The 16,654-nt window shown below is 68.2% G+C and carries 20 protein-coding genes; 13 read left to right on the forward strand and 7 right to left on the reverse strand.

Features of this window, described 5'->3' with window-relative positions; all coding sequences use genetic code 11:
• Position 1: 1 nt before the first annotated feature.
• Positions 2-865, reverse strand: coding sequence for an MlaE family ABC transporter permease (locus ACXPWS_RS31175; RefSeq protein ID WP_458710349.1), 864 nt, complete (start codon positions 863-865; stop codon positions 2-4).
• A gap of 394 nt (positions 866-1,259) precedes the next feature.
• Between ACXPWS_RS31175 and ACXPWS_RS31180 the strand changes: the two genes are divergently transcribed.
• The gene (locus ACXPWS_RS31180) at positions 1,260-2,468 is read left to right on the forward strand and encodes a TetR/AcrR family transcriptional regulator (protein ID WP_458713766.1); all 1,209 of its coding nucleotides are present in this window, start codon (positions 1,260-1,262) and stop codon (positions 2,466-2,468) included.
• Here the strand turns inward: ACXPWS_RS31180 and ACXPWS_RS31185 are convergent.
• Complete coding sequence (locus ACXPWS_RS31185) at positions 2,465-3,295, reverse strand: LLM class F420-dependent oxidoreductase (RefSeq protein ID WP_458710350.1); 831 nt, start codon at positions 3,293-3,295, stop codon at positions 2,465-2,467. The genes ACXPWS_RS31180 and ACXPWS_RS31185 overlap by 4 nt on opposite strands.
• Positions 3,296-3,356: 61 nt before the next feature.
• Entirely contained in the window at positions 3,357-3,524 is a 168-nt protein-coding gene (locus ACXPWS_RS31190) for a hypothetical protein (protein ID WP_458710351.1), read from the reverse strand.
• A 124-nt stretch (positions 3,525-3,648) separates the two neighbouring features.
• Between ACXPWS_RS31190 and ACXPWS_RS31195 the strand changes: the two genes are divergently transcribed.
• Positions 3,649-4,629 carry an amidohydrolase family protein gene (locus ACXPWS_RS31195; protein WP_458710352.1) on the forward strand — a complete coding sequence of 327 codons (981 nt, stop codon included), beginning with the start codon at positions 3,649-3,651 and terminating at the stop codon, positions 4,627-4,629.
• Here ACXPWS_RS31195 and ACXPWS_RS31200 read toward each other — a convergent pair.
• From ACXPWS_RS31200 to ACXPWS_RS31210, 3 genes are all read right to left on the reverse strand, one after another.
• Entirely contained in the window at positions 4,626-5,720 is a 1,095-nt protein-coding gene (locus tag ACXPWS_RS31200) for an MBL fold metallo-hydrolase (RefSeq protein WP_458710353.1), read from the reverse strand. The genes ACXPWS_RS31195 and ACXPWS_RS31200 overlap by 4 nt on opposite strands.
• Before the next feature lie 145 nt (positions 5,721-5,865).
• Positions 5,866-6,354, reverse strand: a complete 489-nt coding sequence (locus ACXPWS_RS31205; RefSeq protein WP_458710354.1) for a GNAT family N-acetyltransferase — start codon at positions 6,352-6,354, stop codon at positions 5,866-5,868.
• Between the two features lie 25 nt (positions 6,355-6,379).
• Positions 6,380-6,547: a hypothetical protein gene (locus ACXPWS_RS31210; RefSeq protein ID WP_458710355.1), complete on the reverse strand. Its 168-nt coding sequence runs from the start codon at positions 6,545-6,547 to the stop codon at positions 6,380-6,382.
• A 317-nt stretch (positions 6,548-6,864) separates the two neighbouring features.
• On the opposite strand from ACXPWS_RS31210, the gene ACXPWS_RS31215 reads away from it, so the two are divergent.
• Positions 6,865-7,332 carry a hypothetical protein gene (locus ACXPWS_RS31215; protein ID WP_458710356.1) on the forward strand — a complete coding sequence of 156 codons (468 nt, stop codon included), beginning with the start codon at positions 6,865-6,867 and terminating at the stop codon, positions 7,330-7,332.
• 58 nt (positions 7,333-7,390) lie between these two features.
• Here the strand turns inward: ACXPWS_RS31215 and ACXPWS_RS31220 are convergent, their stop codons facing one another.
• Positions 7,391-8,074 carry a GAF and ANTAR domain-containing protein gene (locus ACXPWS_RS31220; protein WP_458710357.1) on the reverse strand — a complete coding sequence of 228 codons (684 nt, stop codon included), beginning with the start codon at positions 8,072-8,074 and terminating at the stop codon, positions 7,391-7,393.
• Positions 8,075-8,222: 148 nt separating this feature from the next.
• Here ACXPWS_RS31220 and ACXPWS_RS31225 point away from each other — a divergent pair, with 148 nt between their 5' ends.
• From ACXPWS_RS31225 to ACXPWS_RS31270, 10 genes are all read left to right on the forward strand, one after another.
• Positions 8,223-8,699, forward strand: coding sequence for an SRPBCC family protein (locus ACXPWS_RS31225; protein ID WP_458710358.1), 477 nt, complete (start codon positions 8,223-8,225; stop codon positions 8,697-8,699).
• A 138-nt stretch (positions 8,700-8,837) separates the two neighbouring features.
• Positions 8,838-9,383 carry an isopentenyl-diphosphate Delta-isomerase gene (gene idi, locus ACXPWS_RS31230; protein ID WP_458710359.1) on the forward strand — a complete coding sequence of 182 codons (546 nt, stop codon included), beginning with the start codon at positions 8,838-8,840 and terminating at the stop codon, positions 9,381-9,383.
• Positions 9,384-9,608: 225 nt separating this feature from the next.
• Positions 9,609-10,712: a polyprenyl synthetase family protein gene (locus ACXPWS_RS31235; protein WP_458713767.1), complete on the forward strand. Its 1,104-nt coding sequence runs from the start codon at positions 9,609-9,611 to the stop codon at positions 10,710-10,712.
• Positions 10,712-12,220: a phytoene desaturase family protein gene (gene crtI, locus ACXPWS_RS31240; protein WP_458710360.1), complete on the forward strand. Its 1,509-nt coding sequence runs from the start codon at positions 10,712-10,714 to the stop codon at positions 12,218-12,220. Before ACXPWS_RS31235 ends, crtI begins: the two co-directional genes overlap by 1 nt.
• Positions 12,217-13,161: a phytoene/squalene synthase family protein gene (locus tag ACXPWS_RS31245; RefSeq protein ID WP_458710361.1), complete on the forward strand. Its 945-nt coding sequence runs from the start codon at positions 12,217-12,219 to the stop codon at positions 13,159-13,161. The genes crtI and ACXPWS_RS31245 overlap by 4 nt, the downstream gene beginning before the upstream one ends.
• On the forward strand, positions 13,158-13,508 hold the full coding sequence (locus ACXPWS_RS31250; protein ID WP_458710362.1) for a lycopene cyclase domain-containing protein: 351 nt from the start codon (positions 13,158-13,160) through the stop codon (positions 13,506-13,508). The genes ACXPWS_RS31245 and ACXPWS_RS31250 overlap by 4 nt, the downstream gene beginning before the upstream one ends.
• Positions 13,505-13,807, forward strand: coding sequence for a lycopene cyclase domain-containing protein (locus ACXPWS_RS31255; RefSeq protein ID WP_458710363.1), 303 nt, complete (start codon positions 13,505-13,507; stop codon positions 13,805-13,807). The genes ACXPWS_RS31250 and ACXPWS_RS31255 overlap by 4 nt, the downstream gene beginning before the upstream one ends.
• Complete coding sequence (locus tag ACXPWS_RS31260; RefSeq protein WP_458710364.1) at positions 13,804-15,339, forward strand: FAD-dependent oxidoreductase; 1,536 nt, start codon at positions 13,804-13,806, stop codon at positions 15,337-15,339. The genes ACXPWS_RS31255 and ACXPWS_RS31260 overlap by 4 nt, the downstream gene beginning before the upstream one ends.
• The gene (locus ACXPWS_RS31265) at positions 15,336-16,337 is read left to right on the forward strand and encodes a DUF5914 domain-containing protein (protein ID WP_458710365.1); all 1,002 of its coding nucleotides are present in this window, start codon (positions 15,336-15,338) and stop codon (positions 16,335-16,337) included. Before ACXPWS_RS31260 ends, ACXPWS_RS31265 begins: the two co-directional genes overlap by 4 nt.
• Positions 16,338-16,380: 43 nt before the next feature.
• Positions 16,381-16,605, forward strand: a complete 225-nt coding sequence (locus tag ACXPWS_RS31270) for a hypothetical protein (RefSeq protein ID WP_458710366.1) — start codon at positions 16,381-16,383, stop codon at positions 16,603-16,605.
• The last annotated feature ends 49 nt before the right edge of the window (positions 16,606-16,654 follow it).

Raw genomic sequence — 16,654 nt, forward strand, 5'->3', positions numbered from 1 at the left:
CTCACAGCCCGGTCCGCGGGAACAGCATGGTGTAGAGCTGGCTGATCGCGACGTTGACGATCATCAACACCAGGATCGATTCCACCACCGCGGCGTTCACCGAATTGGCGACCCCGGTGGGACCCCCCTTGGTGGACAGCCCTTTCTGGCAGGACACCACCGCCACGATGGCGCCGTACAGGACAGCTTTGAACAAGGCCAGCACCATATCGCCGGTGGTGGTGAACGAGGCGAAGGTGGCGACGAAACTTCCCGGTGCGCCGTTCTGGAAATAGACGTTGAACAGGTAGCTGGCCAGAAATCCGACGAAGCACACCACGCCGGTGAGCGCCACGCCGATCATGATCGCGGCAGCGAACCGCGGCACCACCAGCCGGCGCAGCACGGAGACCCCCATCACCTCCATGGCGTCGATCTCCTCCCGCATCGTGCGGGAGCCGAGGTCGGCGGTGATCGCCGAGCCGACGGCGGCGGCCATCAGCACCGCGGCGACCAGCGATGCGGCCTGCCGGATGACTGCAAGGCCACTGGCCGCGCCGGCCAGCGAGGTGGCGCCGACCTGGCCTGCCAACAGGGCGAACTGGATCGACAGCGTGACCCCGATCGGCAGTGCCACCAGCACGGTGGGCACCACCGACGTGCCGGCCATGAACGCTCCCTGCCGGACGAATTCACCCCACGGGAATCGGCCGGTGATCAGGTCGGCGAACAGATACTGCAGCGTCCGGACGCCCACGACGAACTGGTCCCCCACCGTCGCGATCGCGGCAAGTGGGTGGCGCCTGAGGTAGCCGCCTGCCCAGTGCTCGATGGCGATCAAGCCGTCACCGGGATGCGCTTGCGTACCGGCGTGCGTCACCGCCACCGAGCCCCCTCGCTATACGTCATTGTCAATACCCCTTCCCCCCTTCACCTTTCGGTCTTTCTGCGCGCGGACCGCCGATCAGGGCAGCGCCCGGTGTCCGCGACGACCCCACCGGTTCCATGCGCGACGGCCGAGACCGGACCGAATGGGGGGCGCTACCCCTGGATTTGGTGTGAAGCGTGTCACAAGGGTCGGCCGAAGGCAAGCTCTAAGTTAATCGTTATTCTGACTATCTGAACCTGCGCGCCCCGACCTACCATCCCAGGAATTTGTCGCTGAACTGGCAGTATTTCGGATTTCACCGCGGTGAAGCGCGGAGCCAGGTGATTGCCGCCGGCATCGAAGTTAGCGCCGGTTACCGTTGTTGTTGCCCTATGCTGGGGCGATGCCCGAAATGCGGCGGCGTCCCAAGGACCGGAAGACGCAGATCGCCGGTGTCGCGGCCGAAGCGTTCAGCGACCTGGGCTACCACGCCGTCAGCATGGAGGACATCGCGCGCCGGGTCGGCGTCTCGGCCGCGGCCCTGTACCGTCACTCGCCCAGCAAGTACCAGTTGTTCCGCGGGGCGGTTTTCGCGCTGAGCCAGCAACTGGTCGACGGCACCGAATTCGCCGACGGCTCCGACGCCGACCCCCATGAGCTGTTCGACGCCATGGTCGCGGGTCTGGTGGACGTCGCGATCCGCAATCGCAGCACCGGCGGGGTGTACCGGTGGGGCGGCCGGTATCTGGCCGAGTCGGACCGGCGCCTCCTCGACGCGGCGGTGGAGGTGGTCAACCGCAGGCTCCAGCGGCCTTTGGCCACCCTGCGGCCGACCCTGAACTCCCACCAGCGCTGGACACTGTCGGTGAGCGTACTGAGCGTGATCGGATCCATCGTCGAGCACAAGACCACGCTGTCGGCCGGCCGGATTCACCAACTCTTCGCCAAACAGACGGACGCGATCCTGCGGGCCGAAATCCCCGCGCTCCCTTCCGAGATGCCCCCGCGGAGCGCCGGAGTTCCCGAATCCGGAACGGGCGGCGCCACCGTTCGGTACGAGGCCGTGTTGCGCGCCGCCATGACGTTCTTCCACCAGCGTGGCTACCGGGAGACGACGGTGGACGACATCGCCGCAGCGGTGGGGATGCCCGCCTCCGGCATCTATCGCTATTTCCCCGGCAAGGCCGATATCCTGGCCGCGCTGTTCCGCCGCGCCGCCGACCGGCTCGCCGGCGACACCGCGGCGATACTGTCCACCGAACCGGATCCGAAGGCAGCGCTGGACCGGCTCGTCACTTCGTATGTGGCAAGGTCTTTCGACAATCCCGAGATCGACTACCTGTACTTCACCGAGCGCACCAGCTTGCCGCCGAGCGACCGCGTGATGCTGCACAACCTGCAGCGCGCCAACGTCGAGGAGTGGTCGCGCCTACTCGCAGCCATCCGCCCCGAACTGACCGACCGCGAAGCGCGTTTCGTCGTCCATGCGGCCTTCGCAGTGGTCGTGGATCTCGGCCGGCTCACCGGATACCGGAACAGCGCCGGTGCACGCGAAGTGGTCGGGGTGATGATGCGGGCGGCACTGCTGGCGCCCAGTCACACACCTGCTCGGGCGTCCTAGCCGCGATACTGCGCGATCCGGCCCGCATAGTCATCGAGCAGACGCAACGTCTGGTCGCCGGACACGGTCGGCAACATCAGTCCCAATTGCCCGAAACCGAGATCTTCTGCAGCACGCCAATATTGCGGATCGACCGGCGCGCCGAACATCGCCAACGGCACGTCGTGTCCGGCACCCGCACGCATCTGCTCGATACGCTGGGTCAGGCGTTCGACGGGCAACGGGTTCGAAATCCAGCCTGCGCCATGTCGAATCACCCGCTTCACGGTGGCATCGGAGTCGCCGCCGATCAGGATCGGCGGATGCGGTGTCTGCACCGGCTTGGGCCTCAGGTACGAGGCGTCGAAATCGACGTACTTGCCGTGATACTCGGCGGGTTCGGTGGTCCAGAGCGCCTTGATGGCCTCGATGCGTTCGTCGAGCAGCGCGCCCCTGGTCTTGGGGTCGGTGCCGTGGTGGCGCAGCTCTTCCAGATTCCATCCGGCTCCCACGCCGAGCACGAACCGGCCGCCAGAGATCAGATCGATGCTGGCGGCTTCCTTCGCGGTGATGATCGGGTCGCGCTGGATGAGCAGCGCGATACCGGTGATCAACTCGATCGTGGACGTCACCGCGGCAGCGGCTGCGAGGGTGACGAACGGGTCGAGCGTCCGGTAATACATCTCCGGCAGTTCACCCCCGGGCGGATAGGCACTCTGCCTGCTGGCCGGGATATGGGTGTGTTCGGCGACGGCGAGAGAGCCGAAGCCCCGCTCCTCGACGGCCTTGGCCAACGTCACCGTGTCGACGGTGTCGTCGTTCACAAACGTCGATATCCCGAACTTCACCCGGAGACCCCGTTCGTCGTCACGCTTTTCCCAACCACGGTCAACTCGCGACTATTCCGGCTCAACGACCGTTGCCGAAGGTGGACGTCACCTGGCCGGTGGTGGCCCGCTGCTGATTGTCGTGCACCCACTCATGGTGGGCGATGTCGGCCTGCGCGGGCGCGGCCAATCCGACCAGGGCCGCGGCGAACCCGGTGGCGATGATCCCGGAGATTCCAAACTTCGTCATTTTCAAGCCCTTTCGTGGTGTACTGAGCTGGCTTCTGCCCTACACAACACACGGACTACGCGCTGTCATTCCGGTGGCAGTAATTGGCCGCCGATTGGCAGTCGCGGTACGTATCCTCACTGGTATGCACCTGATCGCGCTGGAAGAACACTTCGCCTGGGATCCCGCGAGCGAGGGCAATGCGGTGGCCACCTGGTTGCGCTCGCACAACAAGGTGGGCTACGACCGGCTGTACGACCGCGGGTCGTTACGGCTGGAACAGATGGACGCGGCTGGCATCGAGTTCCAGATTCTGTCGTTGTTCGATCCCGGCGTGCAGGAGTACACCGACACCGCGCTGGCCGTCGATCACGCGCGCCGGGCCAACGACGAACTGGCCGAGACCGTGCGGCACCACCCACGCCGGTTCGGCGCGTTCGCGACGTTGCCCACTCAGGATCCTGCAACCGCGGCGGACGAGTTACGGCGAGCGGTCTGCGATCTGGGATTCGTGGGTGCGCTGATCAACGGCCACACCCGCGGCCGCTACCTGGACGATCCCGCGTATGAGCCGCTCTTCGCGCTGGCCGAGGAGTTGCAGGCGCCGATCTATCTGCATCCGACCACGCCCCATCCGGCGGTGATGGACGCCTGGTTCGCCCCCTACACCGATCAGGGTCTGCACCTGGCGTCCTGGGGCTTTGCCGTGGAGGCCGGTACGCACGCACTGCGGCTGATCTATTCGGGACTGTTCGACCGGCATCCGCGATTGCAGATGATTCTGGGACATCTCGGAGAGATGCTGCCGTTCACGGCGTTTCGCACCGACCGGTACTACGGACTGGGCGGATCCGGCGGTCACCTCGCCAAGCTGCCGTCGGAATATCTGCGGGAGAACTTCTATGTGACCACCAGTGGCAACTTCTCCCCGCCGGCCATGGCCTGCACCCTGTCGGTGCTGGGCGCCGACCGGGTGATGTTCTCGGTGGACTATCCGATGGACGACAACATCGCCGGTGCCGAGTTCCTGGCTTCGTACCCGATGAGTGATGCCGATCGTCACAAGGTGGGCTACCAGAATGCGATGCACCTGTTCGGTGACCGGATCCCGGCGCCGGTCGGCTAGAGCGGGAACACCTGACCGTCCCGGGCCACCGTCACCTTGCCCGGAAAGTGCTTTCCGATGGCGCCGAGCCATGCGGAGTCGGGCAGATCGGTGGGCGAATAGTGGCTCAATACAACATGTTTGGCGCTCGCTGCGGCAGCCACTTCACCGACCTGTTCGGCCGAGGTGTGTGATCGCACCAGATAACCCGGCGGGAATCTGCTGTTGGCGCCGGTGTCGTCGAGACTGAACTGGGCCTCGTGCACCAGCACATCGCTGTCGCGGGCCAGCCGGATGAGGTTCTCGGATTTGGTGGTGTCCCCGGAGAAGGTCACCGACCGGCCCGACTTCACCAGGTCGAACCGGAACGCGAACGCCGGGTAGACGTCGTAGTGGCTGACCAGCGTGGCGCTGACGGTCACGTTGGCGTCACTCATCACCGGAAAGGGCTCGGTAAGCGGCGACCGGTTGAGGTAGTCAGGGCCGGGCGGCACCGCGATCTCGCGGACATCGACGAGGTTCTGGATGTCGACGGTCCCCATGTCCCGGATGAAGATGTTGCTGGTGTACGCGAACGCCCGCTGCAGGGCATCGGTCATGGCGGCGATGCCCGGCGTCGGGTCGGCGGGATCGACGGTCGGCGGAGCTGGGTCGCCGACCTGACTGGGCGGCAACCCCCCGGCCGGTCCGGGGCCGAACACGGTGACCGGCGTCTTACCCGGTGCGGCGGTGTACCCGCCGGACAGGAAGAAGCTGAAGTAGTCGACGATGTGATCGGTGTGCAGATGCGTGATGAACAGGCTTTGCAGCTGGTCGAATCGCAGGCCCGCATCGGCGAAGGCGTTCAAAGAGCCCAGCCCGCAGTCGATCTGGTAGACCGACCCGCCGATCTTCAGCGCCGAGGAGATTCCGGTGCGGTTCGGGACCGGCGGTGGCCCCGCCTGGACGCCGAGGGTGATCAGGGCATCCTCGGGCAACGGGGCCGGCGGCGGGGCCGCAAAAGCGCGGGCCGCCGTCGCCAGCGCCGCCCCACCCAGGACCGCCGACACCGACGCCGCGATGGCCGACCGTCGCGAGATCCCGCTCGCACATCCGTCGCCACACCCGTGCATGGCGGGAACGTACCACCCGCACACCAGCACAGCGATGCCCGTTCGGCCGCGGAAGTTTCGGGCGACATCGGCCCGGTAGCCGGCAGGGCGTGCGCCCTGGTCAAGCGTGACGACGCTGGTATCGGACGCAAACCGCCGACTGAGGCTAGAGCCGTTTCTCGAACGCGTGCACACCCACCTGCTCGGCCGGCAGTGCCGGATCGAAGAGCGGGCGGTAGTCGGCCGACAGGTACAGCGCGACGGCCTCGGGTTGCCGCGGACCGGTGGTCAGGTAGATCCTGCGATAGCCACGGTCTCGTGCGATGCGCTCCAATTCGGCCACCACCAGCTTGCCGTAGCCACGGCCGCGGTGCGCCGACGCCGTCCAGATCCGCTTGAGCTCGGCCGTCGACGGGTCCAGGCGCCGGAACGCTCCACCGGCGACCGGCTCCCCGGCGCGCAGTCCCACGATGAGCGCCCCGCCCGGCGCGGCGAATTCCGCGGCCGGATACGACCGCATGTCGGCGTACTCGGTGCCGGTCAGGTCGCCGTAACGCGAGCGGTACTCGCGCCCGAGGTCGTCGAGCAGCGGTGCCGCCAGCGGGTCATCCTGCGCGACGGCGATGAAGTCGACGACGTCGCCGGGCCCGCGCATCCGGGACACGTTACAAGCAGCGGGATCAGCGGCCATTTCCGAACACCGACGTGACCTGACCGGTGGTGGCGTGCTGCTGGATGTCGTGCACCCACTCGTGGTGGGTGATGTCGGCTTGAGCCGGGGCGGCCAAACCCACGATGGCGGCCACGAACCCGGTGGCGATGACACTGGCAAATCCGAACTTCTTCATGATCTTGCGTCCCTCGGTGTGTGGTTTCGGTACCGGTTCCGGGTTTCCCGGCCGGTCTGGGCTACACAACGCACTGCTCAGCGCGGTTAATTCCATTGGCAGCAATTGCTTGACGGTTGGCAGGAAGTGGCCTGTCGCCCAGCCGCGGGTGGCTCGCCGCGGGGCGCTCTCGCTACCTCCGGTGCGGACGCGCCGGAATACCGGCCGTCGCCGGATCGTTATCAAGGTTTACCCCAACTGTCACATGGGTACCTCTGGTAACAGCACCGGACAGCGGTGCACCAGTCCACAGAGAAAGAACCGAATGGGTAACTGCGATGAACACCGTCCTGTATTTCAGCGCCAACGGCGCCGTATATGAAACCCGCGCCTACACCCAGGCCGACATCACCCAGCTCGTCCATGACCAAGGGCTGCAATGCCTGACCAGCGCTGACCGGCAGTTCGACTTCTGGTTCAGCTCCACCTCTCGTCGGTGCCAGCGCCGGGCCAACCGCAAGGCAACCGAGTTGCTGATGGCCACCACGACGTTGGACGCGAAGACGGTGCCGCTGCTGCGCGGCTGCATCGTCGTGGCCACCCACGATTCCGACGGTGATCTCGACGGGCTCAGCTGGGAACAACTGGAGCTGCTGGCTCGCCGCAATCGTTCGGTCACCGCCAAAGAGGAGCGCATCCTCAATCGGCGCATCATGCGCGATCAACGCCGGCTGCGCCGCAGCACCGAAGCTGCCCCCGCCCGGCCCGCGCCCGCCGCGCACCCCGCAGCCGTGCACGTGAGGTGAGTCCCGAGCGAGGGCAAGCCGGATCAGCCGACCCGCCCGTTCCGGGCCCGGTGATTCCTCAACCGCGGCTGGCGATCACACGTTCGGCGATGTCGACGACCCGTGCGTTGCCCTCCTGGGACAACCGCCGGATCATGTCGAAAGCCCGTACGTCGTCGACCCCGTAGCGCTCCATGATGATGCCCTTGGCCTGACCGATGCGGTCCCGGCTGGCCAGCGCGGACTGCAGTTGTTCGCTTTGACGGTGGGCCAGGATCGCCGCGGCGGCATGCGAGGCAAGCACGCTGCCGGTGGTGCGGGCATCCTCATCCCAGTCCTGGGGCTCGAACCCGAACAGATTGAGCGCTCCCGCGGTGCGGTCGGCCGTGTACAACCGGAAAGACATCCCGCTGAGTACGCCGATTTCGACCGCCGCCGTGGAGTAGGCGGGCCAACGGGTCTCGCGCCGGAAGTCATCGGTGCGCACCATGACATCCTCCACCGCCGCGGCCAGGCACGGCCCCTCATCGAACAGTTCCTGCAACTTGTCGAGTTCGTGCGGCAATGTCGATGTCCCGGCGTGGGATTCGAACTTTCCGCCGGCGGTGATCAGCAGGATGCCGGCGGTGTCGACGCCAGGGATCAGTTCGACAGCCGCGGACGTGACGTGGGAGAAGATCTCCTCCGCTGTGGCCGGGACCGCGACCGCACGGGCCAACTCACCCATCCGGGCGGCCAGCTGCCGACCTTGCAAGTCAGACATATCCCGCAGGGTTGCCCACCCCGGACAACTCCAAACAACACGTTTGACCGCCGCCCCAGCGGGTAGCCCGCCGACCATGTCGAACCCGTTGGCGGTGGCCAACCGGCCCATCGTCAAACCCTTCGGGTCTCGTTGAGGAGGCGGCTTCGTGGCACCAGAGGAAGTCACCAGTGCACTGACCGTGAAGCGGGACACCGTGGCCACCCGCAGCCAGGTGTGGGATGTCATCGCCGACGGCTGGACCTACTCGCAATGGGTGGTGGGCAACAGCCGAATGCGCGCCGTCGACCCCGACTGGCCCGCCGTCGGCGCCACCATCGAACACTCGCTCGGTGTGTGGCCGCTGCTGCTCAATGACGTGACAATGGTGCAGGATTGCCGGCCGATGGAGGAACTGGTACTTCTCGCCAAGGGCAGGCCCTTCGGCAAGGCGCGAATCACATTGCGGCTGTTCGATATCGAGGGTGGTGGCTGCCGCATCGAGATGGCCGAGGTGCCGATCGGCGCCCCGATGGGGTGGGTGCCCCAGCGGCTGGCACTGCTGGCCGTCATTCCGCGCAACCGCGAATGCACCTGGCGGCTGGCCGCCCTCGCCGAACGCCGGATCCCCGACGATGCCCGGTAGCGCCGCGGATATCAGGATTTGGCTGCGGACCGCGCCGCTTGGCGCTTGCGCTTCTCGGCGTCGGCCACCCGCGCGGCGGCCGCCCGGAAATCGCACCGATCCGCACCGGCAGCGGCTCCGAATACCTAGGTGCCCTCCGTGAAATGTGCAGGCAGTCAGGAACTGGTGATTCTTCTCGATGACGACGGGCGCAGTATCGGCGTCGCCCCCAAGGCCGAGGTCCACCACGACGCCACCCCGCTGCACCTGGCGTTTTCCTGTTACTTGATCGACGGGTCGGGCTCGGTGCTGCTGACTCGGCGCGCGTTGCACAAGCGCACCTTCCCCGGAGTCTGGACCAACTCCTGTTGTGGACATCCGGCCCCCGGCGAGGACCCGGCTCAGGCCGTGGTGCGCCGAGTCGGTCAGGAGTTGGGCGTCGGCATTGCCGACCTGCGATGCGTGTTACCCGACTTCCGGTACCAGGCCGTCGCCTCCGACGGGGTGATGGAGAACGAACTGTGCCCGGTGTATGTCGGGCGCGCCGCGGGCATCATCGACCCCGATCCCGACGAGGTGATGGATCTGTTGTGGGCGCCATGGCATCAGGTGCGGGCCGCCGCGCGGCTCCCATGGGCCATCAGCCCGTGGGCGGCCGCCCAGATCCCGCTGCTCGAATCTCTGCACGTGATGGCGTTTCGCTGATGGGCTACGTGGTATCCCGCCGCGGTGATGTGACGGTGCGCACAACGGCCATCCGATTCTCATCTGTGCGGGCGTGCTCTCCGAATATCCGTACGAACTGGTTCGCAACGACACAGAAACTCGGCCGGCCGTGCGGTGATGCCGATGGGTTCGAGGAGCGCCTTGGCTGAACACTTCGATCTGGCCCATGACGTGTCCCGCGCGGCGCCGCGCCGCGGCGCGGTGCTGGTCGGCGTCCGGCACCGCAGCACCGGCCTGACGGCCTCGTTCCCGCAATGGCGTGACCAGTTCTGTGCGCAGGTACGCGATCAACTCGCCGACTTCGTTGCCACGCATTGCGCACCGCAGCTGAGTGATTCGCACGTCGACATCGCCGCCGACGTGCTGCGCTCGGTCACCGACGGCGGCAAGTTCATCCGGAGCACCTTCATGTACCTGGGCTGGAACTGTGGCGCCGCGGAACCGGAACGGGCCGCGCCCGCCCTGCGGGCCTCCGCCAGTCTGGAGCTGCTGCATGCCTTCGCACTGCTGCAGGACGACGTGATGGACTCGGCGCAGCTGCGGCGCGGGCACCCGGCCGCACATGTCGCGTTCGGTCGATGGCACCGCGAGCGCGGATTCAGCGGCGACCCGGACAGGTTCGGCGAATCCGCGGCGGTCCTGCTGGGCGACCTCTGCCTGGTCTGGGCCGAGCAGATGCTGCGCGACAGCGGACTGGACCAACAGGCCTTGGCGCGGGTCTGGCCGCGATACGACATGATGCGCACCGAGCTGGCCGTCGGCCAGTTCGCCGATCTGGTGAACGACTCGCGTTCGTTGCCCTCGCTCGACGACGTCCTTGATGTGCTGCGCCGCAAGTCGGGCAATTACACGGTGCGCCGGCCGCTGGAACTCGGTGCCGCGATGGCCGGCTGCACGCCGCGTGTCATCGACGCGATCGGCCGGTATGGCGGTGCGGTCGGGGAGGCGTTCCAGCTGCGCGACGACATCCTGGGAATCGCGGGCAGCACCACCGAGACCGGCAAGCCGACCCACACCGACCTCGCCGACCGCAAGGCCACCAGCGTGGTGGTGGCCGCCCACCAACTGGGCGATCCTGCACTGCGCCGCGAACTGTCCGCGCTGCTGACGGCCGACCGGCTGGAACCGGCGGATATCGACCGCTGCCGCACGCTCATCGAGGCCAGTGGGGCACTGGATCGGATCGAAGAGCTGATCGCCGACCGGCTCTCGCTCGCATTCGGTTGCCTGGACCGCTCCGACATCCCCGACGCCGCGCGCCGGGCACTCACCGATATGGCCATGTTCTGCACCGAAAGGCATACCTGATGCGTTCTGTGAAAGGTCGCACCGACCGCGTCGTCGTCGTCGGCGCCGGGCTGTCCGGGTTGTCGGCGGCGCTGCACCTCGCCGGGCGTGGGCGCCAGGTCACCGTGCTGGAACGCGACCCGGTACCCGGCGGGCGGGTCGGACGAGCCGATATCGCCGGTTACCGCCTCGACACCGGCCCGACGGTGCTGACCATGCCGGATATCATCGACGAAGCCCTTGGCGCGGTGGGTGATTCGCTGGCCGCCCGGCTGTATCTGGAGCCCGTGCATCCCGCGTACCGCGCGAAGTTCGCCGACGGCAGCGAGCTCGCCGTGCACACCGCAGCCGATTCGATGGCCGCCGAGATCGAGCGCTTCGCCGGGCCCGCGGAGGCGGCGGCGTATCTGCGGATGCGGGACTGGCTGACCTCGTTGTACCGGGCCGAGTTCGACGGATTCATCGCCGCCAACTTCGATTCCCCACTGTCGCTGCTGACTCCGCAATTGGCCCGGCTGGCCGCGCTCGGCGGATTTCGGCGCTGGGGACGGGTGATGCGCCGTTATCTACAGGACGAGCGACTGCTGCGGGTCTTCACCTTCCAGGCCCTCTATGCCGGCGTTCCACCGCACAGTGCCCTGGCCGCGTACGCGGTGATCGCCTACATGGACACCGTCGCCGGGGTGTACTTCCCCCGCGGCGGAATGCGGGCGGTGCCCGACGCGATGGCCGATGCCGCCGTGGCGGCCGGCGTCCAGTTCGTCTACAACGCCAACGTCGACCGACTGGAGCACAACGGATCTCGCGTGACCGCCGTCGTGACCGAGGACGGCACCCGGGTACCGGCCGACGCCGTCGTGCTGACCACCGAGCTGCCCACCACCTACCATCTGCTCGGGCGCACCCCGCGGCGGTTGACCCCGCTGCGCCCCTCGCCGTCGGCGGTCGTCGCGCACGTGGGCTGCCGCGCCGGTGGCCACGACGCAGGCCACCACACCATCGTGTTCGGCGATGCGTGGCAGCAGACGTTCGACGAGATCATCAACCAGGGCCGCGTGATGGGCGATCCCTCACTGCTGGTCACCCGGCCGACGGCAAGTGATCCCAGTCTGGCCCCGCCCGGGCGCGACCTGCTCTATGTGCTCGCGCCGGCACCCAATACCCAAGTGGGACGCATCAATTGGGATGCCGCCGGGCCGGCATACGTCGAGCACATGCTGGACTCGGTGCGCGCCCGGGTCCCCGGACTCGGCGAGGATGCCGAACTCCTGCAGGTGACCAACCCGGCGGACTGGGGCCGCCGGGGCATGCTGGCGGGCACGCCGTTCGCGCTGGCCCACACCTTCGGCCAGACCGGCCCGTTCCGGCCGGCCAACACGGTACGTGGCATCGACAACGTCGTGCTCGCGGGTTGCTCGACCGTGCCGGGAGTCGGCGTGCCGACCGCGGTCATCTCCGGCCGGCTGGCTGCCGACCGGATCACCGGGCTGAGCACGCGCCGGCCGAACCGGGCGGCGGTCACGCGATGATCAACGACGAACTCAACGCCGCCGGGGTGCGGGGCACCGCCCTGCGGGATGCGTACGCGCATTGCCGCTCGATCAACGCCCGCGACGGCAAGACCTTCTTTCTGGCCACCCGGCTGCTCGCACCGCAGCAACGGCCCGCGGTGCACGCGCTGTACGGGTTCGCCCGGTACGCCGACGACATCCTCGACACCTTCGACGAACGCGACAACCTTGCCCGCGCCGCCGAATTGCAGTCGTTGTCGGACCGCCTGTTCGGCTGCCTGACCGGCGCGGCGTCACCGACGGGTGATCCGGTGCTGACCGCCGTCGTGCACACCGCTCGCCAATACGATTTGGGCTGGGGTCTTTTCGACGACTTCCTGGCCTCGATGCGGATGGACCTGACGGTGACCGGTTATCCCAACCGTCCCGCGCTGGAGCGGTACATGTACGGATCCGCCGAGGTGATCGGGTTGCAGATGCTGCCCGTGCTGGGCACCACGGCGCCCCGCGAGGAGGCCGAGCCCCGCGCCGCCGCGCTCGGAAAAGCGTTTCAGCTCACCAATTTCCTGCGCGATGTGGATGAAGACCTGACCAGGGGCCGGGTGTACCTGCCCGCCGACGAGCTGGCCGGGCACGGCGTGGATCGCGATGTGCTGCTGTGGTGCCAACGCAACGGCCGCATCGATCAGCGGGTGCGTAACGCCTTGATCGAGCAGCATGCCGCGACCCGCCGGGTGTATCGAGAGGCGGAGCCCGGCATCGCCATGCTGGCCCCGCAGTCGCGGCCCTGCGTGCAGGCCGCCTTCACGTTGTATTCCGAAATCCTGTCCTGCATAGAGGATTCCGACTACCAGGTCTTCGGCCGGCGCGCGAGCGTGGGCAACGCCCGCCGCGCCGTGGTCGCCGGCCGCGGACTCATCGGCGCATGGTGGGCCCGAGCCCAGCCGAGGCGGCGATGAACCCGGTCCCGGATCACTGGCACTACCTGCTGGTGCTCGGCGCCTGCGTGCTCGTCACCGCCCCGCTGGAGATCTTCGGCCGGGGCGTCTACCGGCAGCCGCGCCGGTTGGTCACCGCCATCCTGCCGGTCGCGGCCGTTTTCCTGATCTGGGATGCCATCGCCGTGGCCGCGGGGGTCTGGGAGTACAACCCCCGTTATCTACTGGGCCTGATCCTGCCGGGTGCCCTGCCCCTGGAGGAGGTGTTGTTCTTCGTGGTCATCCCGCTCTGTGCGCTGCTGACCTACTCGGCGGTGACCACCATCGTGTCCATGGTCACCCGGTCACGCTCGGGCCCCGACCGGTGACCGGCCTCGGCTACACGCTGCCCGCGCTGCTGGCCGTCGCCATCGTCTGCGTCCTGGAGGCGAAGGTGTTGCGCACCGGGCTGTTCCGGCGCGCCACCTACTGGATCTCGATGGTGATCGTGTTCGGCTTCCAGATCCTGGTGGACGGTTGGCTCACCAAGCTCGGCGCGCCGATCGTGATATACGACGACCGGCACACCACCGGCATCCGGTTCCCCTTCGACATTCCGGTGGAGGACTTCCTCTTCGGTTTCGCACTGGTGACCGCGGTGTTGTTGTTGTGGGAGCGGCAGCGGTGAGCACAACGGACCCGCGGCGGGAACGGCTGCCGGGCGCACCCGGCCTCCTGGACGCCACCGCGCTGGGCCACCGGCCGTCGGTCATCGTGGTCGGCGGCGGTATCGCGGGATTGGCCGCGGCGACCGGACTGGCCGAGCGCGGGGTGCGGGTCGACGTCATCGAGTCCCAGGATCAGTTGGGCGGCCGGGTGCGCGGCTGGCCGGAAGTACTCGCCGACGGCAGTCACACCGCGATGAACCGCGGTTTCCATGCCTTCTTCCGGCAGTACTACAACCTGAGGAAGCTGCTGCGCCGGGGTGATCCGCACCTGAGCGCATTGATGCCGGTCTCGGACTACCCGCTGATCGACGGCGCAGGCCGGCGCGACACGTTCCGCGGTCTGCCTCGCACCCCGCCGTTCAACGCGCTGGCTTTTGCGTTGCGCAGCCCCACTTTCGGGGTGCGTGATCTGGTCCGGCTGAACGCCAGGGCGGCCGCACCCCTGATTTCGGTGGGGGTGCCGTCGACCTACGACCGGCTCGACCACCTCGACGCGGCGGCGTTCCTGCGCGATATCAGGTTTCCCGACGCCGCGCGTCATCTGGCCTTCGAGGTGTTCGCCCGCAGCTTCTTCGCCCGGCCCGAGCAGTTGTCCGCCGCCGAACTGGTCACCATGTTCCACATCTACTTCCTCGGCTCTTCGGAAGGCTTGACCTTCGACGTGGCCAACGCGAACTTCGATGTCGCGCTGTGGAATCCGTTGGGTGAGCAGCTCATCGCGCGCGGGGCGGGCCTGCACACCGGTGTCACCGCGCAGGCGCTGGAGGCCACCCGGACGGGGGTGCGGGTGCATACCGGCAGCGGCCGCGAATTCGAGGCCGACGCCGCGGTGCTGGCCACCGATGTCGCGGCGCTGCAACGCATCGTCGGGGCGACACCGCAACTCGGTGACCGGCGGTGGCAGCGCGGGGTCGCCGCGCTGGGCACCGCGCCCGCCTTCGTCGTGCTGCGGCTGTGGCTCAGTGCGCCGGTGCGTGCCGACCGGGCTGCCTTCGTCGGGACCGGCGGCCGGGCGCCGCTGGACAACATCAGTGTGCTGGAACGTTATGAGCGCGAGGCCGCACAGTGGGCCGGACGGACGGGAGGATCGGTGGTCGAACTGCACGCATACTCGGTGAGCGAGCCCGATGCCGCGGTGCGCAGCGCACTGCTGACCCGGATGCACGAGCTGTATCCGGAGACGGCGCAGGCGTCGATCGTCGATGAACGTCTGCTACGCCGGCAGGACTGCCCCCGGTTCGCGCCCGGCGACTTCGCCGGCCGACCCACGGTCAGCACGCCGGATCACCGGATCATGCTGGCGGGCGACGGTATTCGGGTCGACCTGCCGGTGGCGCTGATGGAGCGCGCCGCCACCACCGGCTGGATCGCCGCGAACCGGCTGCTCGCCGGTTTCGGACTGGCCGGGCACGATCTGCACACCGTGCCCAGCAGGGGAAGATCCGGCACGTTGCGCCGGCTCGCCATCCGGGCGCAGGAGCGGGCCCGGTGAGCGGGGCGCTGCGGCGCCGGGCGGCGCAAGCATTCCCGTTCACCACGCTGCCCGCGACGCGCTGGGCCGCTCAGCACCCGACGTACGCGGCCGCCGACCCCGCCGTCATCCAGGCCGCGTTACAGCGCGCGCTGCGGCGCCCGAGTGGGAACTGGTTCCCGTTCGCCGACAGTTCCCGAATCGGCACCGGGGCATTCGGCACGCGCGTGGCCGGGATCGAGCTGGTGGCATGGCGCGGCACGGGCGGTGAGCTGCTGGTCGGGCCGCGCGCATGCCCGCACCTGGGCGCCGACCTGGCGCAGGCGCCGGTCGACTGCGGCGCGCTGGTCTGCCCCTGGCACGGACTGCGGCTCACCGGCGAGCGGCACGGCCGCTGGCGGACGCTGCCCGCATACGACGACGGTGTGCTGAGCTGGGTGCGCCTCGATGCCGTCGGTGGGGAGACACCCACCGAGACACCGATTGTGCCCGAGCGCCCGCCGCAGCCCCGGCTGGCCACCGTCGCGACGGTGGAAGGGGTGTGCGAGCCGGCCGACATCGTGGCCAACCGGCTGGACCCGTGGCACGGCGCATGGTTCCACCCGTATTCGTTCACCGCGCTCGAGGTGTTGAGTGCCCCTGCCCCGGACGTGGCCCGCCCCGAGCACGACCGCTTCGTCGTGGCCGTCACCTTCCGGCTGGGACGGTTGGGGGTGCCGGTGGTCGCGGAGTTCACCACGCCGGGCCCGCGCACCGTCGTCATGCGCATCGTCGACGGCGAGGGGGTCGGCAGCGTGGTCGAGACCCATGCCACTCCGGTCGGCCCCGGCGCGGACGGCAGGCCCCGGACCGCCGTGCTGGAAGCGGTGATCGCGCACTCGGACCGCAAGCACTTCGGGAAGTCGACCGCGGTCGCGCCGCTGATCAGGCCGTTCATCCGGATGGCCGCGACACGCCTGTGGCGCGATGACCTCGGCTACGCCGAACGCCTGTACCAACTGCGGTCCGGGGCCGGTTGACGACGAGGTTTTCCGCGGCACCGGATCGGGTAACCGCTGCGGCATGAGCACACCGCTGCCCTCGGATATTCGCGATGACGCGCCCGCCACGCTGGGGCTGCTGTTGAATTTCGCCGCGTTGCTGGCCATCACCGGCTCGCTGGCGATGGCGCTGTCCGGGCAGACCGCCACGGCGGTGGTGTTGGCGATCGCCGCCGCGGCGGGATTCGTCGCAAGCCTGGTCTACTTCGCGGTGGACAGCCACCGCGCCGATCAGTCCGCGGACTGATCACGGCATTGTCCGTTCCGTGAAAGAGCGTCAATAACCCCGTACCGGC

The sequence above is a fragment of the Mycobacterium sp. BMJ-28 genome (genome assembly GCF_054404835.1).